The sequence below is a fragment of the Paraburkholderia tropica genome (genome assembly GCF_914484835.1).
GTDB lineage: Bacteria > Pseudomonadota > Gammaproteobacteria > Burkholderiales > Burkholderiaceae > Paraburkholderia > Paraburkholderia tropica_A.
This window is the reverse complement of sequence record NZ_CAJZAR010000083.1, coordinates 40,687-65,694: the sequence shown is the minus strand read 5'-3', so window position 1 is coordinate 65,694 and position 25,008 is coordinate 40,687. Positions and strand designations below refer to the sequence as shown.

The window sequence follows — 25,008 nt, the reverse complement described above, 5'->3', positions numbered from 1 at the left end:
GCTCAGGCGTCGCTTTCAGGCGAAGCGTTCACGGGACGCTTTCAGTCGACGCATGCAGTCGACGCTTTCAGCCGTAATAGCGCAGCCCGGGTTCGCGGGTGCTGACCCGCGTACCCGCTGCATTGCGCGTAATGGCGACGATGTCGGGCAGCGCGCCGATCACCGCGTCCTTGCCCGTGTGACGGGCGAATTCGGCGGCGGCCATGACCTTCGGCCCCATCGAGCCGGCCGCGAAACCGAGCCGGTCGAGTTCGTCGGGATGCGCCTGCGCGATGGCCTTGCTCTCGGGCTTGCCCCAGTCGATATAGGCGGCGTTCACGTCGGTCGCGATGATCAGCATGTCCGCTTCGAGTTCCTCGGCGAGCAGGGCGGAGCACAGGTCCTTGTCGATCACCGCTTCGACGCCGTGCAGGCTGCGCTTGTCGTCGTACATCGTCGGGATGCCGCCGCCGCCCGCGCAGATGACGATCGTGCCGCGTTCGAGCAGCCACTTCACCGGCCGGATCTCGAAGATGTGCTGCGGGCGCGGACTCGCCACGACGCGGCGGAACTTGTCGCCGTCGGGCGCGATGCTCCAGCCTTTTTCGGCGGCCAGCCGCTCGGCTTCGGCCTTGTCGTAGACGGGGCCGATCGGCTTGCTCGGATGCTGGAAAGCCGGGTCCGCCGGATCGACTTCGACCTGGGTCAGAATGGTCGCGAACGGCACTTCGTAAGGCAGCAGGTTGCCGAGTTCCTGCTCGATCAGATAGCCGATCATCCCTTCGGTCTGGGCGCCGAGCACGTCGAGCGGATAGCCCGGCACGTCCTTGTAGGCCGCGCCTTGCAGCGCGAGCAGACCGACCTGCGGACCGTTGCCATGCGCGATGACGAGCTCGTTCCCCTCGGCGATCTGCGCGATCTGTTCCGCCGCGATGCGGACGTTCTCGCGCTGATTCTCGGCCGTCATCGGTTCGCCGCGCCGCAGGAGCGCGTTACCGCCTAACGCAATCACAATGCGCATTGTCTTCCCCTTCGTGGTCCGTTCTGTGGTCTCCTCGCGCCGCGTGTGCTCACATGTTGGAGAGCGTCGAAACGAGAATCGCCTTGATGGTGTGCATGCGGTTCTCGGCCTGCTCGAACGCGATGTTCAGCGGCGATTCGAACACTTCCTCCGTGACCTCGATGCCGTTCGTCAGTTCGGGATAGCGCGCGGAAATCTGTCTGCCGACTTCGGTTTCGCTGTTGTGGAAGGCCGGCAGGCAGTGCATGAATTTCGCCTGCGGATTTTTCGTGGCCTTCATCAGCGCCATGTTGACCTGATAGGGCAGCAGTATGTTGATGCGCTCGCCCCACGCCTCGAACGGCTCGCCCATCGACACCCACACGTCGGTGTGAACGAAGTCGGTGCCCTCGACGGCCGCCTTGGGGTCTTCGGTGAGCGTGAGGCGCGCGCCGCTTTCCTCGGCGAACTGGCGGCAGGCGGCGATATGCTCGTCGTTCGGCCAGAGCGATTTCGGCGCGCCGATGCGCACGTCCATGCCGAGCTTGGCGCCGATCAGCAGCAGCGAATTGCCCATGTTGTTGCGCGCGTCGCCGAGATACGCATAGCTGATCTGCGTGAGCGGCTTGTCGCTGTTTTCGCGCATGGTCAGCACGTCGGCGAGCATTTGCGTCGGGTGATATTCGTCGGTCAGTCCGTTGAACACCGGCACGCCCGCATAGCGCGCCAGTTCCTCGACGACTTCCTGGCTGAAGCCGCGATACTCGATCGCATTGAACATGCGGCCGAGCACGCGCGCCGTGTCCTTCATGCTTTCCTTATGGCCGATCTGCGAGGAATGCGGATCGATATACGTGACGTTGGCGCCCTGGTCGTGCGCGGCCACCTCGAACGCGCAGCGCGTGCGCGTGGAGGTCTTTTCGAAGATCAGCGCGATCTCCATGCCCTTCAGATGCTGCTGCTCGGTGCCCGTGTATTTCGCCCGCTTCAGATCGCGCGACAGGTCGAGCAGATAGCGCAGCTCGCGCGTCGAGTGGTGCATCAGACTCAAAAAATTGCGGTTCGAGAGATTGAAGGCCATTGTGAATCTCCGTTCTCAGTAGTCGATGCTCAGTAATCGATAGGATCGCGAATGATCGGGCAGGTCATGCAGTGGCCGCCGCCGCGTCCGCGTCCGAGTTCGCTGGCGCTGATCGTGATGACTTCCACGCCGGCCTTGCGCAACAAGGTGTTGGTGTGGGTGTTGCGGTCGTAGCCGACCACCACGCCGGGCTCGATGCAGACCACGTTGTTGCCGTCGTCCCATTGCTCGCGCTCGGCAGCGAAGCTGTTGCCGCCGGTTTCCACCACGCGCAGCTTCGAGAGGCCGAGCGCGTCGCCCACGACATCGACGAAGGGCTTTTCCTCGCGCTGCACATGCAGCTTCGAGCGATCGTTGCCGTCGGGGCGGATCGTGAACGGCACGATCGCCTTGACGACTTCGGGGAAGATCGTCACGAGATCGCGGTCGCAGAAACTGAACACCGTGTCGAGGTGCATGGCCGCGCGCGATTTCGGCAGCCCCGCGACGACGATCCGTTCGGCCGCGCCTTTTTCGAACAGCCGCTGTGCGATGGCGCCGATCGCGTGACGGCTCGTGCGCTCGCCCATGCCGATCAGCACGCTGCCCTTGCCGATCGGCATCACGTCGCCGCCTTCGAGCGTCGCGGCGCCGTGATCGGTGTCGGGGTCGCCGTACCAGACTTCGAACGGCTTGTCCGCGAAGTCGGGATGGAATTTGTAGATCGCCGTGGCGAGCAGCGTTTCCTGGCGGCGCGCGGGCCAGTACATCGGATTGAGCGACACGCCGCCGTAAATCCAGCAGGTCGTGTCGCGCGTGAACAGCGTGTTCGGCAGCGGCGGCAGCACGAAGCTGGAGTAGTCGAGATACTGGCGATACATCTTGAGCGTGTGGCTTTCCTCGCTCTCGGGGATGTCTTCGGCCACCACGCCGCCGATCAGGAACTCGGCGGCACGGCGCGCGTCGAGTCCCGCGAACCAGCTGCGGACCTCGCTCGCGAGCGAAACGCCGACCGTGTCCGGGCGGATCTTGCGGTCGAGAATCCAGTCGGCGGCATCCGGGTTCTTGAGGGTCTCCTCAAGCAGATTGTGCATTTCGACGACCTCGACGCCGCGCTCGCGCATCTTGGTGACGAAGTCGAAGTGATCGCGCTTCGCCTGGCTGACCCAGACGACATCGTCGAACAGCAGCTCGTCGCAATTGCTCGGTGTCAGGCGCTGGTGCGCGAGGCCGGGCGAGCAGACCATCACCTTGCGTAGCTTGCCGGCCTCGGAATGCACGCCAAGGCTTACTGTCTCGGTGCCCATCGTCGTCTCCTTGCTTTTGTGTCTAGTCCGGCAGGATCGCCAGACGGTAGAAGTTGCGTGCGTCCTCGTCCGGCTGGCCGAACCACTTCACATAGCTTTCGCGGTAGTCGCCCGCCTTGAAGACCTGGCTCAGCGTGCGGTCGACGAACAGACGCAGATCCTCGTCGCCGCGCGCCACGCCCAGCGAAATCGGCGCATAGGAAAAGCGCCGCGTCAGCACCAGCAGCCGGTCGCCGGACGGGTTGCGGCTCACCTGGTCCTGCAGGATCGCGCGCTCGGCGAAGAACACGCCCGCCTTGCGCGAGAGCACCTGCTGCACGCCGTCCTCATAGCTCGACGCCGTGATCACGCGCGCCGACAGCTTGAACGTGCCCATGCGTTCGTGGAGCCAGTGCTGCGTGGGCGAGTTTTCCAGCGTCGAGAACGTCTGCGCGTTCAGCAGTTGGGCTGGCGAGGCGCGCCAGATCGGCCGCTCCGATTGCGTCGAGCCGCTGAGCACTTCCTTGAGGCCGGCGGGCGCGTCGGCGCGCGTGAGCGCGGCAATGCCGCCCGGATAGACGGGAATCGAGTAGCTGATGTACTGGCGGCCCGTGAGCGTCTCGGCGTCGGCGCAGAGCAGATCGACGCGGTGATCCTGAAGCGCGCGATAACGATCGTCGGCTTTCACGACGGTCCAGTTCACGGCCAGCGCGGGCAGCGCGAGATCGGTCTTGAGCTTGTCGGCGACTTTCGTGCACAGCGCCACGGCATAGCCGTCGGGCTGACCTTCGCCGTTGCGGAACGCGTAGGGGCGCGCGTCGGCGACATAACCGATGGTCATCTTGCCCGACTGCTTGATGCGGGCCAGCGCGCCGGTTGTCGCCGCCGCCGTGGCGTTGTCGGTTTCGGCGGCGTGCGCGCGATGCGGCCACGGCGAGCAGAGCACGAGGAACGCGATGATCCCGGCGGCGAGGATCGCGGGCTTGCCGGCTCTCGCCGCGCTGCCCGCGCGCCGCGCCGCCATGAAGCCGTAGATCACATAGCCGATGGCGAGCACCAGCATGCCGCCGAGCACGGCGTCCTTGCCCGAGGCGTAGAGCGCGTAGATGGAGTAGACCATCGCCACCACGGTGACCACGGCGTTGCGGCGGTAGACGGCGGCTTCGGTACCCGCCTCGCGCATCATCATGAACAGCGCCGAGAGCGAAATGATGTAGGGCAGGACGTTGGTGACCACCGCGAGGTTCACGAGCGCGGCGAACTGTTCGGCGAGATTCGGCGAGATCGTCGAGAGCGCCATCAGCGACTGCACGATCGCCATGATGATCATGCCGGGGATCGGCGCGCCGGTGCGGTTGGCCTTGCTGAACACCGGCAGGAACATGTCGCTGTCGGCGGCGTCTTTCGCGGTTTGCGCGAGCGTGAACTGCCAGCCGAGCAGCGAGCCGACGCAGGCCATCGCCGCGAGCGCCATCACGATCGAGCCGATCGCGGGCGTGAACATATGCGCGAACGCGAGGCCGAACGGCCCGGTCGATTTCGCGAGCGCGTCGTTCGGCACGATGCCCTGGATCACCGTGGTCGAGAGCACGTAGATGACGGCCGCGCCGAGCGTGCCGAACAGACAGGCGAGCGGCACGTCGCGCTTCGGATTTTCGACGGCCGACGAGTTCTGCACCGCCGATTCCATGCCGAGAAACGCCCACAGCGTGAGGGAAATACTCGAACCCATGCCGCCGAGCAGGCTCAGGCCCTGCGGGTTCCAGGCCGCCGCGAAATAGGCGGGATGAAACCAGAACCATCCGGCGATCGACATGAAGCCCACGGGCAGGATCACGCCCCAGACCGTCACCGAACCGATGCGGCCCGTCAGCTTCGGCCCGCCGAAGTTGGCGACAGTGGTGATCCACAGCAGCGCGATCACGCCGATGCAGGTGGCGACCGGCGATGACGTCAAGGCCGGAAAGAAGCCCGCGAGATAACCGAGCGCCGAACTCGCGACCGCGACGTTTGCAATCGCGACCGAGAGGAAGTAGAGGAAGAACACCTGGAAGTAACCGGCCTTTCCATAGGCATCCTCAGCATACGCGGCCATGCCGCCCGCGCGCTGGTTCAGGATGCCCGCCTGCGCGAAGCCGTAGGCGATCGCCATCGACCCCACGGCGGTCACGACCCACGAAAGCAGCGAGATCGCGCCGACTTTCGCCATGTTGGAGGGCAACATGATGATGCCGGAACCCATCATGTTGACGGTCACGATAAACGTCAGTTGCACGACGTTCATCTTTTTCGGCTGGTCGTTCATGGCGCTCACCTCCTTGGTGAACTCGGTCTGAACCCGATCTGAACCCGATCGTTCGATGGCTACTCTTGAACCACGTAGGTATGAAAGCGGATGCGGCCGTCTTCCCGTTCCTGAAACACGCCTTGCACTTCATAGTTGAAACCGGGGAACCGGTTGAACGATTCCTGGAACGCCATGAAGTAGTCGAGCATCGGCTGCGCGCGCGCGTCCCAGCGCTCGCCGGGCAGCACGACGCCGATACCGGGCGGGTAGATCAGCGCGAGCGTGGCGGAGATGCGCCCGCGCGCGCTGTCGAGCGGCACATAATCGACGCGGTTGGCGACGAGCGCCTCGTAGGCATCGTGCGGCGGCATCGCCAGTTGCGGAAAACTCTCCGCGCGAAAACAGAGCCGCTGCAGGTTCTTCACGTTGGCTTCGCGATAGAAGCCGTGCATCTCGTTGCAGATCTGCCGCAGCGAATAGCCTTCGTAGCGTTCGGCATGCGCCGCGTAGAGCGAGGGCAGCACATCGGCGAGCGGCGCGTCGCGGTCCCAGAGATTCTTGAACTTGACGAGGCGCGCGATCAGCGTGTTCAGTTTGCTTTCGTCCTCGGCGGGCGTCATCAGAAACAGGATGCTGTTCAGATCGCACTTTTCGGGGACGATGCCTTCCTCGCGCAAAAAGTTCGCCACCACCGTCGCGGGCACGCCGAAGTCGAGATAGCCGCCGGTTTGACGGTCGATGCCCGGCGTGAGCAGCGTCAGCTTGTTCGGATCGACCATCACATAGCCGGGCGCGTAACCCGCGTAGCCGTGCCACGTTGCTTCCGGGCGGAATTCCCAGCACTGCTGCTCGTGCTTGATCACGTTCGTCGGCAGGTCTTCCCACGCGATATTCATCACGTCGTCCGTGAAGCGCGAGTTCTTGATATCGACGACGTCGGGCACGAACGGATCGAAGAACCACTGTTCTTCGGGCGTCTTGCCGTGCTCCGCGTAGTGATGCACGAACTGGCGCAGCTTCTTGCGCGCTTCGATCGCGAGTTCGATGCAGCCGTCCCAGAGCATCTCGCCGGCCTTGCCCTCGTGCACTTTCGCGTTCACGTCGAGCGAGGCGAAGAGGGGATAGAACGGCGACGTGCTGGCGTGGATCAGGAACGACTCGTTGAAGCGCTTGTGTTCGATATAGCGCGGCTGGCCGCGCAGATGATCGTCGCGTTTGTGGATCTGCGAAGCCTGCGAGAAACCGGCGCCCTGTTTATGGACCGATTGCGTCGAGAACAGGCCGGGCATATCCGGCGTCAGGTTCTTCAGACGCATCGGACTGTGATCGTCGAACAAGGGGTGGAAGGCGTTGTAGCCGATCCAGGCCTCGTCCCAGAGCACGTAGTCGCAGAGGTGGCCGATCTTCTCCAGCACCTTGCGCACGTTGTAGACGGTGCCGTCGTAGGTGGCGAGCTGGATGCACGCGAGCCGGAACGGGCGCGCCGCCGTGCTGCGTACGGGATCGGTCACGAGCGGATGCTGGCGGATCTGCTCGCGCAGCGCGTCCTCGTCCCACGCCGACCAGTCGACCGCGCCGATCATGCCGAACGCGTTGCGCGCCGTCGGCAGGAAGATCGGGATCGCGCCCGCCTGCACCAGCGCGCCCTGATGCAGCGACTTGTGATTGTTGCGGTCGAACAGCACGAGATCGCCGCGCCGCAACACGCCGCCCGTCACGATCTTGTTCGAGGTGCTGGTGCCGTTGAGCACGAAGTAGGTCTGATCCGCGCCGAACACGGCCGCCGCGTGACGCTCCGCTTCGGCGGCGGCGCCTTCGTGGATCAGCAGATCGCCGAGTTCGACGTCGGCATTGCAGAGGTCGTTGCGAAAAATGCTTTCACCGAAGTGCTTGAAGAATAGCTGTCCGGCCGGCGACTTGCGGTAGAACTGTCCGCCCTGATGGCCGGGGCAATCGAACGCGATATTGGCTTCGGCGTCGTAACTCACAAGACCGCCGAAGAACGGCGGCAACAGGCTCATGCCATAGCGGATCAGGCTGGCCGTGACCTGCCTCGCGTAGAAGGCGGGCGTTTGCTGGCCGAGGTAGATATAGCCGTCGATTTCGCCGAGGCCGCCGACGACCGCGAGATCGGACAGCCGGTGCGAGTTGGAGAGCGCCCAGAGCGGCGTGCGAAAGCCGAGCCCACGCACCGCCATCGCCAGCTCCCGCGCGCCTGCGAGGCGTTCGCCGTCGAGCAGCACGATATAGGCGCCCACGTCCGCGTCTTCGCTGACGTCGCGTTTGATGTGGCTGGTGATCTCGACACGGAAGTTTTCTGTCGAAATGGCGTCGAGCAGTTCGCGCGTCTGCGCATCGTCGGTGTCGACGATCGCGACGATCTTCAGCATCTTATGAAAAGGGATCGGAATAGTCGGCGCTTTCAGTGAGAAAGGCATCACGGCAGGTCTCCTTCGAGTGCGTCAAGCTCGTAACCGGCATGCGATCCGATGTCGGTGTTTATGTGCTGACGCGTGCGAATCGCGAGGGCGTTCGTCGCGGCGTGAGCAATGTGTGAGACGCTTTCGGTGACTGAGTATATGAAGCTGCACGTAGCGCCGATATAGGACTTTGGTCCCAGGCGAGACGGCGTTTGCAGACGTGAAAAATCGCACGCGGATGTCTATTAACGATTCGGGTTCCTGTCTAATTTTTCGGCGTGTGTTGGGTCGTGAATTGGCTCGTGTATTCGGCCGTTATTTGGCTGTGAATTGGCCTTTGTGCAGCGCACGAACGCAGCGTGATTTTCATCTTCGACAGGCACTTGCTTCACAACATTCTGCAACGCAGTGGTAACATTTGTTGTCGCCCACTGCCGGTCCCACGCCGCCATCCGCATGCCAGACAGCTTCGACCAGCTTGCCGCGCTCATTCGCGCGCGTTTTTCCGACCTGAGCCCGCAATTCCAGACCGGCGCGGCCTTCCTGCTCGACCATCCCGACGAAGTCGCCGTTTCGTCGATGCGCAAGGTCGCGGAGCGCGCGGGCGTGCAGCCCGCGTCGCTCGTGCGGCTGTCGCAGCAGCTCGGCTTTCCGGGCTGGAACGAGTTGCGCGATCTGTTCGTCGCGCGTGTGCGTACGCGTCCCGAGCCGTTGTCGAGCCGCGCGCGTTCGCTCGTCGCGGGTAGCGCCAAGGACGCGTTCGCTCGCGATCTGCTCGTCGCGCAGCAACACAATCTCGACGCCAGTGCAGTGCACAACGCACGCACCATGATCGAGGCCGCGCGCGTGCTCAAGAAGGCGAAGCACGTGCACGTGGCGGGGTTCCGCTCGTGCTATGCGGTCGCGTTCGGGCTCGTCTACGGCTACCGGCTGTTCCGTCCGTCCGTTTCGCTGCTCGGCGGCGAGGCCGGAACGCTCGAAATGCAGCTGCTCGGCATCGAGCGCGACAGCGCGACGATCGTGGTCAGCTTCGCGCCGTATTCGGTCGAAGCGGTGCGCGTGGCCGAAGCCGCGCTCGAAAAAGGCAGCAAGCTGATCGCCATCACCGACAGCGCCGTGTCGCCCATCGCGCTCAACGCCGAAAAGGTGCTGATCTTCACGCACGAGAGCCCGTCGTTTTTCCCGTCGCTCGTGGCGGCGACGGCGCTGGCCGAATCGCTCGTCGCGCATCTGCTCTCGCTGGAAGGCGCGGGCGCCGTGGCGCAGCTCGAGGAAGCCGAGCGCTCGCTCAACGCGCGCGGGGCGTATGTGCCTTGATATGCCTTGATATGACGTGAGGGCTTCGGCCCGGTCGCCGATACCTTGCAGGCCGCCTTCGAAGGCGGCCTTTTTTACGCCTCATGCGATTCCATTTGTTGTTGCTCGCATTTAAATTGACAACATATGTTGTGTGGCGTATAAATCCGACATCGGCCGTTACAGGCATGGCCCAGGCTTACAGGCGAGAACAATCGATGCAGGAATTGAAGGTTTACCGGATGGGCGGCACGCCCGAGGCGATCGGGCGGCAGCTCGGCGAGCTGGCGAAGCCCGTCTTCGAGACCTATATGGCGCAAAGCAGCGCGTGGCAGGCCGTGAGCCGCTGGCGCGGCCATGCGTTCGTGCAGGAACTCCGCGCGGCGGCGCAGCAGTATTTCCCGGCGCAGGTCGCCGAACTCGACGCCATGGCGTCGGCGCTCGGCTGGTCCGCGCACGACCTGTTCCTCTGGAATTGCCGCGGCGAGCTGATCCATAACGCGCCGGACGGCTGCACGACGCTGGCGTCGGCCACGCCCGCAGCCGGTCTGATCGCGCACAACGAGGACGGCGACCCGTATCTGCGCGGCCGCTGCCACATGGTCGAGGTCGAACCGGCGGGCCAGCCCGGCTACGTCAGCTTCTATTACCCCGGCTCGCTGCCGGGCCACACGTTCGCGGCGTCGCGCGCCGGTGTCGCGCAGGCGATTAACAACGTGCGCATTCGCGAGCCGCGCGCGGGCGTGCCGCGCATGATCCTCGCGCGCGCCGTGCTCGACGCCGCCTCGCTCGACGACGCGCTCGCACTGCTGCGCGACACGCCGCGCGCGAGCGGCTTTCATCACACGCTCGGCGGCACCGACGCGGCGGGCGCGGTGCGCGTCTTCAGCGTCGAAGCCACGGCTCAGCGCGCTTCGGTCGTCGAAGTGAGCGCGCCCTCGGGGCACGCCAATCATCTGATTCACGCGGGTTGCGAGCACGAGGCGCAGATCGTCACCGATTCGTCGCGCGATCGCCAGGCGCGGCTCGCCGATTTGCTGCCGGCGCTGGTTGCAAAGTCGGGCGCACATCCTCAAGACGAGGCTTTCGTGCAAACGCTGCACGACCGCGCGGGCTCGGGCCTGCCGATTTTCCGCGACGACCCGCACGATCCCGACGACGAAAACACGCTCGCCACGGCCTGCATGCGCATCGACGCGCGCGGCGTGACGCTCGACGTCTGGCAGGACGGCGCGCGCGTCATGAGCCAGCCGATCGCGCGCGGCTGATTCGCCGCATCCGAAGCCTTCACCGATTTCATCGCATCATTCAGCGAGACCGCACATGAGCCAAGTTTTTCATCGCATGCCCAAACAGACCCTGCCGGTGGCAGTGGCGGGCGAGGGCATCGAGATCATCGATTCGACCGGCAAGCGCTATATCGACGCGAGCGGCGGCGCGGCCGTGTCGTGCCTCGGCCACAGCAACGCGCGCGTGATCGACGCGATCAAGCGCCAGGCGCAGCAACTGCCCTACGCGCACACGTCGTTCTTCACGACCGACGCCTCCGAGCAACTCGCCGATCACCTGATCGCGAACGCGCCCGAAGGGCTCGATCACGTGTATTTCGTCTCGGGCGGCTCCGAGGCGATCGAGGCCGCGCTCAAGCTCGCGCGCCAGTTTTTCGTGGAGAAGGGCGAGCTGACGCGCCGTCATTTCATCGCGCGCCGCCAGAGCTATCACGGCAACACGCTCGGCGCGCTGGCGATCGGCGGCAACGCCTGGCGCCGCGAGCCCTTCCTGCCGATCCTGATCGAATCGCACCACGTGAGCCCGTGCTACGCGTACCGCGAGCGTCATGAAGGCGAAACCGACGAAGCCTACGCGCAGCGTCTCGCCGACGAGCTCGAACAGAAGATCCTCGAACTCGGCGCGGAAAACGTCGCGGCCTTCGTCGCCGAGACGGTGGTCGGCGCGACGGCCGGCGCGGTGCCGCCGGTGCGCGACTACTTCCGCAAGATCCGCGCGGTGTGCGACCGCTACGGCGTGCTGCTGATCCTCGACGAGATCATGTCGGGCATGGGCCGCACGGGCTGGCTGTTCGCCTGCGCGGAAGACGGCGTCGCGCCCGATCTGCTGACCATCGCGAAGGGGCTGGGCGCCGGTTATCAGCCGATCGGCGCGACGCTCGTGAGCGCGCGCATCTACGAAACCATCGTGGGCGGCAGCGGCTACTTCCAGCACGGCCACACCTATATCGGCCACGCGACGGCCTGCGCGGCGGCGCTCGAAGTGCAGCGCGTGATCGCCGAGGAAAAACTGCTCGACAACGTGCTCGCGCGCGGCGAGCAACTGCGTGCGCGTCTGCGCGAGCGTTACGCCGAGCATCCGTATGTCGGCGACGTGCGCGGGCGCGGCCTGTTCGTCGGCGTGGAACTGGTGCAGGACCGCGCGAGCAAGGCGAGCTTCGATCCGGCGCTCAAGCTGCATGCGGCGATCAAGCGCGAGGCGTTCGCGCGCGGGCTGATGGTCTATCCGATGGGCGGGACCGTCGACGGCAAGAACGGCGATCACGTGCTGCTCGCGCCGCCGTTCATCTGCACGGCGCAGGAGATCGATACGATCGAGGACCGGCTCGCGGCCGCCATCGGTGCCGCGCTGACGGCGACGGGCGTGACGGGGGCAACGGGTGCGACGGCCAGGGCCTGACCGCTTGATCGCCTGAGCACTTGAGCGCCTGACCGGCGCAATCGGCATACTTTTTCGACCTCAACCGGACAACCCCGGAGTCACGCGATGACGCAATCCCACCAACCGCGGCTGCCGGCCTTCGACGCCGCAACCGCGACGCACGAGCAGAAGGCCGTGCTCGATGAAATCCTTTCCGGCCCGCGCGGCAACCTGAACGGCCCGTTTCTCGGCTGGATCCACAGCCCGGAACTGGCTCAGCACGCGCAGCGCCTGGGCGCGTTCTGCCGCTACAACACGGGGCTGCCGCTGCGCCTGTCCGAACTCGCGATTCTCGTGACGGCGCAGCGCTGGCAGGCGCAGGCGGAATGGTTTATCCACTATCCGATCGCGCTGAAGGCGGGCGTGCCCGAGACGCTGGCCGAGCAGATCCGCACCGGCGCGCAACCGGTTTTCGACGAAGCCGACGACGCGCTGATCTACGCGTTCACGACCGAGCTCTACGACGCGAAGCGCGTTTCCGACGCCACCTACGCGCGCGCGGTCGAACGCTTCGGCCATGAGACGACGATCAATCTGGTCGGGCTGCTGGGCTACTACGCCCTGGTCGCGATGACGCTGAATACCTTCGGCATGCGCGCCGAAGGGCAGACCACGCTGCCGTTCGCCGAATAAGCGACGACGCGGTCACTGGCTTGACTCGACGCCCCGTCCGGTTCGACCGGATGGGGCGTTTGCTTTTTTGCGCCCGGGTTCTTGCTTACCCGCCCGTTACGTCCGGTATGCATGACGGCCATATTTCAGGCGGCGATTTTCAACCGTATGCTTATTTGAAAAACAACAATGAGTGGTAAATAATTGCCCGCGCGATATGCAAAAAATAAAACGAGCGGACGATTTTCTGCGGGAAACGTTTTCAGTCGTTTATTTTTCTTGTGGATAACGGTCTCGCGATATTTGAACTGCATGGTTAATCACAAATATTCAGGTCATTTTGCCGCGGAGCCATTCGCCGTGAATGGGGCGCAGACCGCGAAATAATAATACTGTTTGCGCAGATCATGGTTTGCGATGCCCTGAAACGCCTTGCAGTGCGGGCCGGAGGCGGATTCCGCGCGCTGCTTGCGTAGTGCGATTACGCAAATCGATGACCAGGCTGCGGGGAGCCAATTCGAATACGGGTTTCTACGTAAGCTTATTGAAAAGTGCTTGCGCGGATTAAATCGAGTTGATAGTCTTGCGAAACTTATTAATAGCCGCGAATAGAGATTATTGCCGGAAACGGTATCCATGCGGCATCAAAGCGGGACTTCAGGCCCGCTCCGGGGATTTCAATGGGCCGATCTTTTTCCGGGGAACATCATGCTTGATACGACTTTGGAGCTTGCGCTAGCCGAGAGCCTGCCTGCCATCCAGTCCGGCATTGGCGATGTGGTGACCCTCAAGTCGGGCGGACCGCGCATGACGGTCATGTATGCGGGCCCGGTGGGCTTCGCCAATGGTCACTGGCTGATCTGCCAATGGTTCGACGAACAGGGCGAACTGCGTCAGGACATGTTCGCGCAGGACATGGTCCGCATCGAGCCGCGCTCGATTCCGGCTGGCTCCGTGAAGCTGCGCATGCCGGCTGCGCGCGTGGCCAACCACCGTTGATCCGTGCGCAGACGGCTCGCGGTTGATGCCGCGCGCCATCTGCATCGGTCTGTCTATCCGCCCGTATTCAGCAACGTAGATTCAGCAAACCCTCTTCGCGGCTCGATGAGCGGCTTAGCGCTGCCCTTCGGCGGCGATCCGCACGGCCAGACCGGCCAACACCGTTCCCATCAGATAACGCTGGAGCGCGAGCCACTTCGGGCGGCCCGCGAGGAACGACGCGATCGTGCCCGCCGTGATCGCGGCGGCTGCGTTTATCGTCACGGAAAGCGCGATCTGCACCGCGCCGAGTTCGATCGACTGCGTGAGCACGCTGCCGCGCGAGGGGTCGATGAACTGCGGCAGCAGCGAGAGATACAGGATCGCCACCTTCGGATTCAGCAGGTTCGTGACGAAGCCCATCAGGAACAGCTTGCCGGGGCGGTCCGGCGTGAGTTCGCGCACCTGGAACGGCGAGCGGCCGCCCGGCTTGAGCGTTTGCCACGCGAGCCACGCCAGATAGAGCGCGCCGCCGAGGCGCAGCGCGTCGTAGGCGAACGGCACGGCCATGAGCAGCGCGGTAATGCCGAAAGCGGCGCACAACATATAGAAGATGAAGCCGAGCGCGACGCCGCCTAGCGAAATGAGACCCGCCTTGCGCCCCTGGCAGATCGAACGCGAGATCAGATAGATCATGTTGGGTCCGGGCGTGAGCGCCATGCCGAGGGCGACAGCGGCAAAGGCGAACAGCGGGGCGACATGGGGCATAGCGGGCTCCGTGGGCATGCGGTTGACGTTACGGGGAGGGTGAGCCCGGGCCGCGAAACTATTAACTAGTCGGGCACGAACGCAATAGACCGATTATTTCATGCGCCGCATCCGCGTGCGCGGCTTTCAGGCGACGTTGGCCATCCGGCCAGGGCGGGGTTGGGCGTGAGCGAGGCTGTGAAGCCTTGTGGCGTTTGCAGCGTGTTCGGCGTGTGCTCTAACAGGCCGCGTTCAGTGCGAGGAGCGTTCGCGGTCGGCGTTGTCCGGATCGCGGCGGGCGTCGCGCGCCTGAACGCGGTCGTCGAGGCGGCGCGAAAACAGCAGCATGCCGACGCGGCGGCTGCGCACCTTGACGTTGCCGCCGAGATCCTTGGGCGGATTGGGCTGCAGCGCCCAGTAGAGCGCGAGCAGCCAGCCCAGCACCGTCCAGCCGATCACCGCATTGAACAGCGCGATCGTCAGCAGGTCGTGACGCGCGCGCTTGTCCGCGATCAGCGCGGGCAGGAAGTAGACCACGACCGCCGCGAGCAGCACGACGATCTCGAAGATGGAATGGCTCGCCATGGTCGATCCTCCGTGGATGGGGCGCCGCCGATGAGTCATTGTCGCGCGGATCGGCGTCGCGCGCTGAATTGTCCTTTATTGGTGTCTATTGGTCTTTTGTCTGCTCTTTACGCGTCCTGGGTTTGCCGCGTTATCGTCCTGGCCGGATGGCCAACGTTTTTGGCGAACCCGCCGCCGGACGGCCGTTCGGGTCTATCATCGGGTTTTTCTTCGCAGGAATGCCCGCCATGAGCTCAGACACGACAGAGGACACCCGTCAACTCGATCACGACGCCCTGCGCGCCTTCGTCGAGCGCAAGTGGAACGACGAAATCGTGCCCGCGCTCACGGACTACATCGCCGTGCCCGCGAAGAGTCCGGCGTTCGATCCCGACTGGGCGAAGCACGGCTATCTGGAGCGCGTCGTGCAGGAAGCGGCGCAGTGGGCCGAGCAGCAGCCGGTGCGCGGCCTCAAGCTCGAAATCGTCAGGCTGGCGGGCCGCACGCCGGTGATCTTCTTCGAGGCTCCGGCCACGCGTTCGGGCAGCAGCGAAACCGTCGTGCTGTACGGCCATCTGGACAAGCAGCCCGAGTTCGCGGGCTGGCGTAACGACCTCGGCCCGTGGACGCCCAAGCTCGAAGACGGCCGCCTCTACGGGCGCGGCGGCGCGGACGACGGCTATGCGATCTACGCGAGCGTCACGGCGCTGGCGGCGCTCGACGCGCAGGGCATCGAGCGTCCGCGTTGCGTGGGCCTGATCGAAACCTGCGAGGAGTCGGGCAGCTACGACCTGCTGCCGTATGTCGATGCGCTGCGCGAGCGTCTCGGCAACGTGGGGCTCGTGGTGTGTCTCGATTCCGGCGCGGGCAATTACGACCAGCTCTGGCTCACCACGTCGCTGCGCGGGCTCGTCTCCGGCGATCTCGAAGTGGAGGTGCTGGAGGAGGGCATTCACTCGGGCTCGTATGGCGGTATCGCGCCGTCGAGCTTCCGCATCATGCGGCAGTTGTTCGAGCGGCTCGAAGATTCGGCGAGCGGCACGCTGCTGCCCAAGGGCTTCCATTGCGCGATTCCTTCGCGGCGGCTGTCGGAGGCGGAGGCCACCGCGCAGATCCTCGGCGAAAACGTCTGGAAAAGCATGCCCTGGGCGTGCGGCCAGGACGGCCGCCGCGTGCTGCCCACCACCAGCGATCCGCAGCAGGCGCTGCTCGATTCGACGTGGCGGCCCTCGCTGTCCGTGACGGGCGCGGCGGGCCTGCCCGCGCTCGCCGACGCGGGCAACGTGCTGCGTCCGCGTACGGCGTTCAAGCTCTCGCTGCGGCTGCCGCCGCTCGTGGAGGCGTCGAAGGCGGTGGCGGAACTGAAGGCGCTGCTGGAACTCGACCCGCCGTATAACGCGAAGGTCACGTTCAAGCCCGACGCCGGCGCGGCCAACGGCTGGAGCGCGCCCGATCTCGCGCCGTGGCTGGCAGGCGCGCTCGACGACGCCTCGCGCACGCATTTCGGCGCCGACTGCGCGTATCTGGGCCAGGGCGGCACGATCCCGCTGATGAACGTGCTGCAAGCCGGTTTCCCGAAATCGCAGTTCATGGTCTGCGGCGTGCTCGGCCCGAAGTCGAATGCGCACGGGCCGAACGAGTTCCTGCACGTGCCCTACGCGAAGAAGCTCACGGCGACCGTGGCCGAAGTGATCGCCAAGGCGCCTTGATGCGTTGAAGCGGTAGTTTTGTCGCGATGCTTTGCCGGGAAGGTTCCGGGTGAAGCGTCGCGGTGGGCGGCGAAAGGTGACCGGCGAGACGGGCGTGGCTCGTCTTGCGCAAGTCAGTGGTGCGAGTGGAGCGCGGGCGTGTCGAGCGGCACGCCATCCGCATGAGGCGTATCCGCGTGGCACGAGCAGTTTTCCTCGTCGATCGGCTGCTCGAGATTCTTCATGATTCCGCACTCGGCGCTGCTGCTGTGGTGCGCATGGCAGCTTTCGCGCAGCGTGCGTAGTTGCTGTTCGAGCGTGCGCATCGATTCGATCTGTTGATGAATGCGCGCGATCTGGCTGTCGATCAGGTCGTTGACCTCATCGCAAGGCTGGCTCGGGTCCGCCTGAAAGCGCCGTAGCGTGCGGATGTCGGCGAGACCGATGCCCAGCGAACGGCAATGGCGGATGAAGTTCAGTTGCGCGGCGTGCGCGGCCGTGTAGCTGCGGTAGCCGTTGGTTTCGCGCGCGGGTTCGTCGAGCAGGCCCTCGCGCTCGTAGAAGCGCACGGTTTCCACGTCGCAGTGCGCGTGGCGCGCCAGTTCACCGATTCTCATCGTCACAGTCCCCAAAAATGGCTTGACCCTGTAGCGACTACAGGCTGTCCAATGATTCTGTCATCTTTGGGAGAACTCGGCCATGGGTCAGGCATTCTTGTCGCGGTTGGTGCTCGCTTGCCGATATCGGGCGCGCGCCGATACGCCGGGCGCGGACGGCGTCGGTTCGGCATCGGGCGCGGCATCGAAGCAGTCGAAGCAAGCGGGGCACGATCACGAGCCTGCCTGCGGGTGCCATGGCGATCACGACGATCACGACAGCGGGGCGCACAAGGCGGTGGAGGTGGCGCCGGTCGCGCAGGCTTGCGGCGATCACTGCCACGAGCACGTGCAGGACCATGAGCACGCGCACGGTCACGGTCACGCCGATCATGGTCACGATCACGCGGACCATGCGGCTCACGACCACTCGCACGCCCACGATCACTCACACGATCACGCCGATCACGCCGATCACGACCACTCGCACGCCGCCTCATCCTGCTGCCACGGATCCGCGCCGCAACCCGCCGACCGTCAACGCGCGCTGGAACCCGCGCCCGACGGCACGCAGCGGGCGCGCTACCGCATCGACAACATGGACTGCCCGACCGAGGAGCGGCTGATCCGCAACCGGCTCGAACCGATGCCGGGCGTCGCGCGGCTCGACTTCGACCTGCTCGCGCGCGAACTGACCGTCTATCACCGTCTGCCCGATGCGCAGCCGCTCGAAGCCGCGTTGCACGCGCTCGACATGGCGCCGCGTCCGCTCGCCGACGACCCCGCCGCGAACGCCGCCTCCGCGCCCGAGCCGACCGTCGGCCTCGCGCTGCGCCAGAAGCTGCTGCTCGCCGCGAGCGGCGTCGCCGCCGCGGCCGCGGAAATCCTCGCGTGGACCACGGGCCACGAAACCGGCGTGCCGGTCCTGATCTGCGCGGTCGTTTCGCTGCTCTGCGCGGGCTTGCCGACGCTGCGCAAGGGCTGGATCGCGCTCAAGAACGTCACGATCAACATCTACTTCCTGATGTCGCTGGCGGTGGCCGGCGCAATCGTCATCGGCAAGTGGCCGGAAGCGGCGATGGTCGTGTTCCTGTTCGCGCTCGCCGAGGAAATCGAGGCGCTCTCGCTCGAACGCGCGCGCCACGCGATCCGCTCGCTGACCGCGCTCGCGCCCGAAACCGCCGAAGTCTGGAGCGCCGAAACCGAATGGCGCACGCTCGCGGTCGCCGACGTCGCCGTGGGCAGCCGCATCCGCGTGCGTACCGGCGAGCGCGTGCCGCTCGATGCGCGCGTCGAGTCGGGCCGCGCCGCGCTCGACCAGGCGCCCATCACCGGCGAAAGCCTGCCCGTCGACAAGGCGCCAGGCGATGCGCTCTACGCGGGCAGCATCGTCGTCGATGGCGTCGTGGAGGCACGCGTGACGGCGATCGCGCGTGACAGCACGCTCGCGCGCATCGCGGCGGCGGTCCAGCAGGCGCAGGCGCAGCGCGCGCCCACGCAGCGTTTCGTCGATCAGTTCGCGCGCTACTACACGCCCGCCGTCGTCGCGCTGGCGGTGCTGATCGCGGTGGCCGGGCCGCTCGCGTTCGGCGGCGCGTGGAGCGCGTGGCTCTACAAGTCGCTCGTGCTGCTGGTGATCGCGTGCCCGTGCGCGCTGGTCGTTTCGACGCCCGTCACGGTGGTGAGCGGCCTCGCCGCTGCGGCCCGCGCGGGCATGCTCGTGAAGGGCGGCGTGTGGCTCGAACGCGGCCGGCTGCTCAAGGCCGTCGCGCTCGACAAGACCGGCACGCTCACGCGCGGCGAGCCGGTGCTGACCGATGCGGTCGCGCTCGGCGCGTTGCCCGTCGAGGACGCGCTGCATCTCGCCGCGAGTCTCGACGACGCAAGCGCGCATCCGGTCGCGCGCGCCGTCGTCGCGGGCTGGCGGGCGCGCGATGCGCAGGGCGCTCAGGTCGCGCTGGCCTCCGTCGGCGATTTCGCGGTGCTCAACGGGCTTGGCGTGACGGGGCGCGTCGCGGGCGAGATCTGGCATCTCGGCAATCATCGGCTCGTCGAGTCGCTGGGCGTGTGCTCGCCGGATCTCGAAGCGCGCCTCGCAGCGCTCGAAACGCAGGGCAAGACGGCGATCGTGCTGTGTTCGCCGCGCGAGGCCGTCGCGCTGTTCGCGGTCGCCGACGCCGTGCGGCCCGAAAGCGCGGACGCCGTGCGCGCGCTCAAGCAACTCGGCGTGACGCCCGTCATGCTGACCGGCGATAACCCGGCGACGGCGCGCGCGATCGCGGCGCAGCTCGGCATCGACGACGCGCGCGGCAATCTGCTGCCGCAGGACAAGCAGGACGCGGTCGCCGATCTGTCGGCGCGCCACGGCATGACGGCGATGGTCGGCGACGGCGTGAACGACGCGCCCGCGCTAGCGCGCGCCGACATCGGCTTCGCGATGGGCGCGGCGGGCACGGCGACGGCGCTCGAAACCGCCGACGTCGCGATCATGGACGACGATCCGCGCAAGATCGCGGCGTTCGTGGGCTTGAGCCGCAAGGTGTCGGCGGTGCTGATGCAGAACATCGCGCTGGCGCTGGGCATCAAGGCGGTGTTTCTCGTGCTCGCGCTGGCGGGCGAGGCGACGCTCTGGATGGCCGTGTTCGCCGATGTCGGCGCCAGTTTGCTGGTGGTCGCGAACGGTTTGCGGGTGCGGCGGCATTTTGGCGGCGCACCGGTGGCGGGGCGTGTTCGCAACTAACTGACGGGTTTGTGCGGTTTACGCGAAACACTCCGAATTGCAACTAACTGCCAGTCCCGCGCGATGTGGCTGAATTGGCGAGGTCGGTGAGGAAAGGAAACGTATGCGTCAATGCATGGCTTGCAGAGTGTGGAGGCGGGATGAAAAGTTCCACGCGCGCGCAGCCATTAAGCATGGCGTCGCAGACGAAGTGACGGCTGCGCTGTAAAGAAATCAGCCCTGAAGCGCCCACGCCACATACACCGAAGCGACAGGCGCTGCTAACCGAAAAGCCCGCGCCCGAGGCCCCGAAGCCCGGAAGCGTCAGGCACCGTCAAGCAGCCGCAACCGAAGCGCGCTCCCAACCGCTACGCGCCCCTCGCCAGCGCGGCGCGCAACTCAGCGCGCGTCGCCTCGTCGAACTCGCCGCGAAACTCGAACCGTCCCGCAACCAGCGCGGCGACGGGCACGCCATCGCGAAACGCGAGGCGATTGCCTGCGACCGCGGGCACCTTCTCGCCGGGTAACACGGACCCGACCAGATTCAGCGGATCGACGGCAGCGATGCACACCGTTTCGTCATCCGAACGATCCCCGCGCCGCCGCACGTCGCGCAACAACGCGACCGCTTCGGGCAGCGCGAACTGCTCGCCTGAAAGCCCGGTCACGAAGCGTCCGCCGCGCACCTGTCCGCGCGCTTCCATCCGGTGCAGCACGCGCAGCAGATCGCGCCACGGCGGCAGCCACGCCGCCTCGCGCGCGAGCACTTGCCAGCACACCACGCCGTAGCGGCGCAGCAGCACGTTCGCGATGTGTTCGAGCAACTCCGGCGCGGCGGGCGGACGTCGCGCGGCATTCGCTGCCGCGACGCGCGTCGATCGCGCGCCGCCATTGTCCGTCGCGGCTGACGGCTCATCATCCGGTTCCACGCGCCGCAGCACCGCCCACCGTCCCGCGTCCGCCATGCCGCCCGCGAGCGGGCCGAAGCCGCGCGGTTTGCGTCGTCCGTGATGCGCATTGCGCTTCGCAGCGGGCTTCACGAGCGCGCGCAATCCGGCGAAGCTGTCGGCGTTCACGAGTCCGGCGGCCACCAGTTCGCCCAGCGCGTTTTCGAGTTCGACGCCGAGCAGATGCGCATCGGCGGCCAGTTCGTCGAAGAACATCGCGCCGTGCCGCAGCAGCGCGGCGTAGACGCGTTGCGCGCGCGCCGAAAGCCCGTTGGTGTCGGGCGCGTCGACCAGCGCGGTCCAGCGCGCCAGTTCGCGGCGCGGCAACAACACGACCGGCGTGCTGCGCACGGTCGTCGACGCCGCACTCGCGCGCGCGGGCAGCCGCGCCCAGGCGAGGCGTCCCGAGCGGCAGAGTTCGTCGAGCAGCATCGGCGTGTAATCGTCGATGCGCGCGGGCAGGATCTCGTCCTCCCACGCGAGCGCCGACGCTTCCCAGCCTTCCAGTTGTTCGAGCATCGCCGCGAGCGCGTCGCGTCCCGAGCCGCGTGCGTCGCGCGCGACGTGCTGCCATTCGAACAGGAAGCGCATGAAATCGTGGCGCTCGACCGGCTCGATTTCGCGGCGCAGCTTGCGCACGGTGTAGCGATGAATGCGCGCGAGCAGGTGACGCTCGCACCATTCCTCGTCGCGCGCGCCCGGCGTGAAGCGGCCGCGCATCACCGTGCCCTCGGCTTCGAGGCGCGTCAGCGCGAGCGCAACCACGCTCGCTTCGAGCGCGAGCGGACGCGCGATCTGCGCGACGGTCAGCGGCCCGAAACCCGAAAGCCGCGCGCGGATCAGCTCGACGAGCGCGGCGTCTTCGGTCCACGGCTCGTCGTACTCGGGCGGCGGCGTAAGCGGCGGTTCGCAGCGCGCCTGCGGATAGACGGCGCGCACGCAGGCGAGCCGCTCGACGCTGACCCACAAGGCTTCGTCGCCGTTTTCGTTGTGCACGACCGGCACGCGCGTCGCGCGTCCTGCGGCGGTGAGTTCGGCGAGCCACGTCTGCCAGTCGCGCGCGTTTGGCTCGCGCCCGATTTCGCTGTGCGCGAGCGCGCCGAGCGTGCTGAGCGCGTCGTGCATTTCGTCGGCGTTGCGCACTTGCGGCCACGCTTCCTCGCGCACGTTCGCGATGGCGTCCGCGTCGAGCGCGCCCAGATCGTCGGCGGATTCGGGATCGCTCCAGCGCCGCGACAGCACGGCCTGGGTGCGGCGCTCCTCGATCGGCGCATCGTCGAGAAAGGCGTAGGGGCGCGCGGTCAGGATCTCGGCCGCGAGCGGCGAGGGCGCGGAAAGATCGCGCGTCACGAGCGCCACGCCGCGCGACTCGATGCGGCGCAGCAGCGCGAGCCAGGCGTCGGTGTCCATCGCGTCGTGCAGGCAGTCGTCGAGCGTCTGATCGACGAGCGGATGCGTGGGAATCTCGCGCTCGCCCGCGAGGTTTTCGACGCACGCGACCTGATCGGGAAACACGGCCGCGAGCAGATCCTCGCTGCGCATGCGCTGGATTTGCGGCGGCGTCTTGCGTCCGCCGGTCTGACGCGGCAGCGCGAGCGCCGTGGTCGCATTCCAGCGCCAGCGTACGCCGAACAGCGGTGCGTCGAGCAGCGCCTGCACCAGCAGATGCTCGGCGGAATTCGAATGCAGATAGCGCCACACTTCGTCGAGCGCGAAGCTATGCGCGCCCGTGAGCGAGAGAATGATGGCGTCCTCGGTCGCGGCCGCCTGCAATTCGAAATTGAACTGACGGCAGAAACGCTTGCGCAGCGCGAGCCCCCACGCGCGATTCACGCGGCTGCCGAACGGCGCGTGAATCACGAGTTGCGTGCCGCCCGCTTCGTCGAAAAAGCGCTCCATCACGAGCGTGTCCTGCGAGGGCAGCACGGTGAGCGCCTGGCGGGCGCGCGCGAGATACTCGACGATCTGGCGTGCCGAGGCGTCGTCGAGATTCAGGGTGTCGATGAGCCAGGTAATCGCGCGTTCGATGCTCGTTGCGCTCGCTGCATTCTTCGATGACGATGGTTCGGCATCCGAATCATCGTCGCATTCACGCAGCAGCGTTTCGATCTGCGTGCGCAGACGCGAAATCGCGAACGACAACTCGTCGCTGCGTCCCGGCGCTTCGCCGAGCCAGAACGGGATGTTCGGCGGCTGGCCCTGCGCATCCTCGACGCGCACGCGTCCCGCTTCGATACGCAGAATCCGGTACGACGCATTGCCGAGCTGGAACACGTCGCCCGCGAGACTTTCGACCGCGAAATCCTCGTTGACGGTGCCGATCTGCACGCCCTGCGGTTCGAGCAGCACGGCGTAATCGGCGTTATCGGGAATCGTGCCGCCCGAGGTCAGCGCGACGAGCCGCGCGCCGCGACGCGCGCGCAGCGTGTGGCTCACCACGTCGCGATGCAGATACGCCGCGCGCGGCCCGTGGCGGCTCGTGTAGCCTTCCGCGAGCATGCGCAGCACGGCGTCGAACTGCGCGCGTTCGAGCGCGGCGAACGGCGCGGTGCGGCGCGCGAGCGCGTAGAGCGCGTCCTCGTTCCATTCTTCGCAGGCCACTTCGGCCACGATCTGCTGCGAGAGCACGTCGAGCGGCGTGTGCGGCAGCGCGAGGCGGTCGAGTTCGCCGCGCCGCACGCAGTCGAGCAGCGCCGCGCATTCGATCAGATCGTCGCGCGACGTGGGAAAGAGCCGGCCCTTCGGCGTGCCGCCGACCTGGTGGCCGGAGCGCCCGACGCGCTGCAAAAACGCGGCGATCGAGCGCGGCGAGCCGATCTGCACGACGAGATCGACGTCGCCGATATCGATGCCCAGTTCGAGCGACGCGGTCGCGACCAGCACGCGCAATTCGCCGCGTTTCAGGCGCTGTTCGGCCTCGAAGCGATGCTCGCGCGCGAGGCTGCCGTGATGCGCGGCCACGACCTCGCTGCCGAGCCGGTCGGTCAGATGACGCGCCACGCGCTCGGCCATGCGCCGCGTGTTCACGAACACGAGCGTGGTGCGATGCAGCGCGACGAGTTCGGCCATGCGGTCGTAGACGCGCTCCCAGACGTCGTTGGCCATGACGGCTTCGAGCGGCACGGGCGGCACTTCGAGCGCGAGATCGCGCTCGCGCGCGTGGCCCACGTCGACGATTTCACAGGCGGGCGCGGGGCGCGCATCGTTTTTTTCATCGCCATCGCCGACACCGACACCGACCAGAAAACGCGCCACGGTCTCGATCGGTTTCTGCGTCGCGGACAACCCGACGCGCAGCAGCCTGCGCCCGCACAGCGCGTCGAGCCGTTCGAGGCTCAGCGCGAGATGCGCGCCGCGCTTGTTGCCCGCGAGCGCGTGAATTTCGTCGACGATCACGCTGCGCGCGCTCGCCAGCATGCGCCGTCCCGATTCGGAACCGAGCAGCACGTAGAGCGATTCGGGCGTCGTCACGAGGATGTGCGGCGCGCGTTTGCGCAGTGCGGCGCGTTCGGGCTGCGGCGTGTCTCCGGTGCGCACGGCGGTGCGGATCTCGACCGGCGGGAGCTTCAGGCGCGCGAGTTCCTCGCCGATGCCCGCGAGCGGCTGCTCCAGATTCAGGCGGATGTCGTTCGAGAGCGCCTTGAGCGGCGAGACGTAGACCACGAGCGTGGTGTCGGGCAGCGCGCCGCCGTTCGCGAGGCCTTCGCGCACCAGTTCGTCGAGCGCGGCGAGAAAGGCCGTGAGCGTTTTGCCCGAGCCCGTCGGCGCGGCGACCAGCGTGGCGCGATGGCTCGCGATCAGCGGCCAGGCGGCGCGCTGCGCGGCCGTGGGCGCGTCGAAGCTGCGCCGGAACCAGCCGGCCACGGCCGGATGGAACTGCGCGAGCGGATCGTCGCCGGGTGCGGCACGGCGTCGGCGAGGCTTGGTCGGCGGATCGTGCGGTGGATCGGACGGCGCGGCCTGGAGCGAGACGGTCGAGGGCGGGTTCATGGGCACGAAGATGAGGGCGCGGCGCGCGAATTTCCAGGCGTCGCGCCGGATGTCGCGGGCGTCATGGTCTGGCGCCAGTCTGGCAGGTTTCGCGCGCGTCTGCCCGGCGTTGTGGCAGGGGCCGCGCGCC

Annotated in this window: 16 protein-coding genes; 7 read left to right on the top strand and 9 right to left on the bottom strand. The window is 66.5% G+C overall.

The window, feature by feature from the left end; genetic code table 11:
- Positions 1–67 precede the first annotated feature (67 nt).
- Genes arcC through speC form a run of 5 tightly spaced genes read right to left on the bottom strand, consistent with a single transcriptional unit; the run spans position 68 to position 8,002 of the window.
- Complete coding sequence (arcC, locus tag LDO54_RS31610; RefSeq protein WP_224015499.1) at positions 68–1,000, bottom strand: carbamate kinase; 933 nt, start codon at positions 998–1,000, stop codon at positions 68–70.
- Between the two features lie 49 nt (positions 1,001–1,049).
- On the bottom strand, positions 1,050–2,060 hold the full coding sequence (locus LDO54_RS31605) for an ornithine carbamoyltransferase (protein ID WP_224015497.1): 1,011 nt from the start codon (positions 2,058–2,060) through the stop codon (positions 1,050–1,052).
- A 29-nt stretch (positions 2,061–2,089) separates the two neighbouring features.
- The gene (arcA, locus tag LDO54_RS31600; RefSeq protein ID WP_224015495.1) at positions 2,090–3,346 is read right to left on the bottom strand and encodes an arginine deiminase; all 1,257 of its coding nucleotides are present in this window, start codon (positions 3,344–3,346) and stop codon (positions 2,090–2,092) included.
- A 22-nt stretch (positions 3,347–3,368) separates the two neighbouring features.
- The gene (gene potE / locus LDO54_RS31595; RefSeq protein ID WP_224015493.1) at positions 3,369–5,630 is read right to left on the bottom strand and encodes a putrescine-ornithine antiporter; all 2,262 of its coding nucleotides are present in this window, start codon (positions 5,628–5,630) and stop codon (positions 3,369–3,371) included.
- Between the two features lie 59 nt (positions 5,631–5,689).
- A complete protein-coding gene (gene speC, locus LDO54_RS31590; RefSeq protein ID WP_224015491.1) occupies positions 5,690–8,002 on the bottom strand; it encodes an ornithine decarboxylase in 2,313 nt (770 codons plus the stop codon).
- A gap of 486 nt (positions 8,003–8,488) precedes the next feature.
- On the opposite strand from speC, the gene LDO54_RS31585 reads away from it, so the two are divergent.
- From LDO54_RS31585 to LDO54_RS31565, 5 genes are all read left to right on the top strand, one after another.
- Positions 8,489–9,349 (top strand): MurR/RpiR family transcriptional regulator, encoded by an 861-nt coding sequence (locus LDO54_RS31585; protein ID WP_224015489.1) that lies wholly within the window; start codon positions 8,489–8,491, stop codon positions 9,347–9,349.
- A 197-nt stretch (positions 9,350–9,546) separates the two neighbouring features.
- Complete coding sequence (locus LDO54_RS31580) at positions 9,547–10,596, top strand: C45 family autoproteolytic acyltransferase/hydolase (RefSeq protein WP_224015487.1); 1,050 nt, start codon at positions 9,547–9,549, stop codon at positions 10,594–10,596.
- Positions 10,597–10,651: 55 nt separating this feature from the next.
- Complete coding sequence (locus LDO54_RS31575; RefSeq protein ID WP_224015485.1) at positions 10,652–12,016, top strand: aspartate aminotransferase family protein; 1,365 nt, start codon at positions 10,652–10,654, stop codon at positions 12,014–12,016.
- Between the two features lie 87 nt (positions 12,017–12,103).
- Positions 12,104–12,670 (top strand): carboxymuconolactone decarboxylase family protein, encoded by a 567-nt coding sequence (locus LDO54_RS31570; protein WP_224015483.1) that lies wholly within the window; start codon positions 12,104–12,106, stop codon positions 12,668–12,670.
- Positions 12,671–13,357: 687 nt separating this feature from the next.
- Entirely contained in the window at positions 13,358–13,648 is a 291-nt protein-coding gene (locus LDO54_RS31565; protein ID WP_224015481.1) for a YodC family protein, read from the top strand.
- 114 nt (positions 13,649–13,762) lie between these two features.
- Here LDO54_RS31565 and LDO54_RS31560 read toward each other — a convergent pair whose 3' ends face one another.
- Positions 13,763–14,395 carry a LysE family translocator gene (locus LDO54_RS31560; protein WP_224015479.1) on the bottom strand — a complete coding sequence of 211 codons (633 nt, stop codon included), beginning with the start codon at positions 14,393–14,395 and terminating at the stop codon, positions 13,763–13,765.
- Positions 14,396–14,626: 231 nt separating this feature from the next.
- The gene (locus LDO54_RS31555) at positions 14,627–14,959 is read right to left on the bottom strand and encodes a superinfection immunity protein (RefSeq protein WP_224015477.1); all 333 of its coding nucleotides are present in this window, start codon (positions 14,957–14,959) and stop codon (positions 14,627–14,629) included.
- Positions 14,960–15,186: 227 nt separating this feature from the next.
- Here LDO54_RS31555 and LDO54_RS31550 point away from each other — a divergent pair, with 227 nt between their 5' ends.
- Positions 15,187–16,647 carry a M20 family metallopeptidase gene (locus LDO54_RS31550; protein WP_224015475.1) on the top strand — a complete coding sequence of 487 codons (1,461 nt, stop codon included), beginning with the start codon at positions 15,187–15,189 and terminating at the stop codon, positions 16,645–16,647.
- A 113-nt stretch (positions 16,648–16,760) separates the two neighbouring features.
- On the opposite strand, the gene cadR is transcribed toward LDO54_RS31550, so the two are convergent.
- Positions 16,761–17,243 carry a Cd(II)/Pb(II)-responsive transcriptional regulator gene (gene cadR, locus LDO54_RS31545; RefSeq protein ID WP_224015473.1) on the bottom strand — a complete coding sequence of 161 codons (483 nt, stop codon included), beginning with the start codon at positions 17,241–17,243 and terminating at the stop codon, positions 16,761–16,763.
- An 82-nt stretch (positions 17,244–17,325) separates the two neighbouring features.
- Here cadR and LDO54_RS31540 point away from each other — a divergent pair, with 82 nt between their 5' ends.
- The gene (locus tag LDO54_RS31540) at positions 17,326–19,962 is read left to right on the top strand and encodes a heavy metal translocating P-type ATPase (RefSeq protein ID WP_224015471.1); all 2,637 of its coding nucleotides are present in this window, start codon (positions 17,326–17,328) and stop codon (positions 19,960–19,962) included.
- Between the two features lie 347 nt (positions 19,963–20,309).
- Here the strand turns inward: LDO54_RS31540 and LDO54_RS31535 are convergent, their stop codons facing one another.
- Complete coding sequence (locus tag LDO54_RS31535) at positions 20,310–24,878, bottom strand: DEAD/DEAH box helicase (protein WP_224015469.1); 4,569 nt, start codon at positions 24,876–24,878, stop codon at positions 20,310–20,312.
- Positions 24,879–25,008 lie beyond the last annotated feature (130 nt).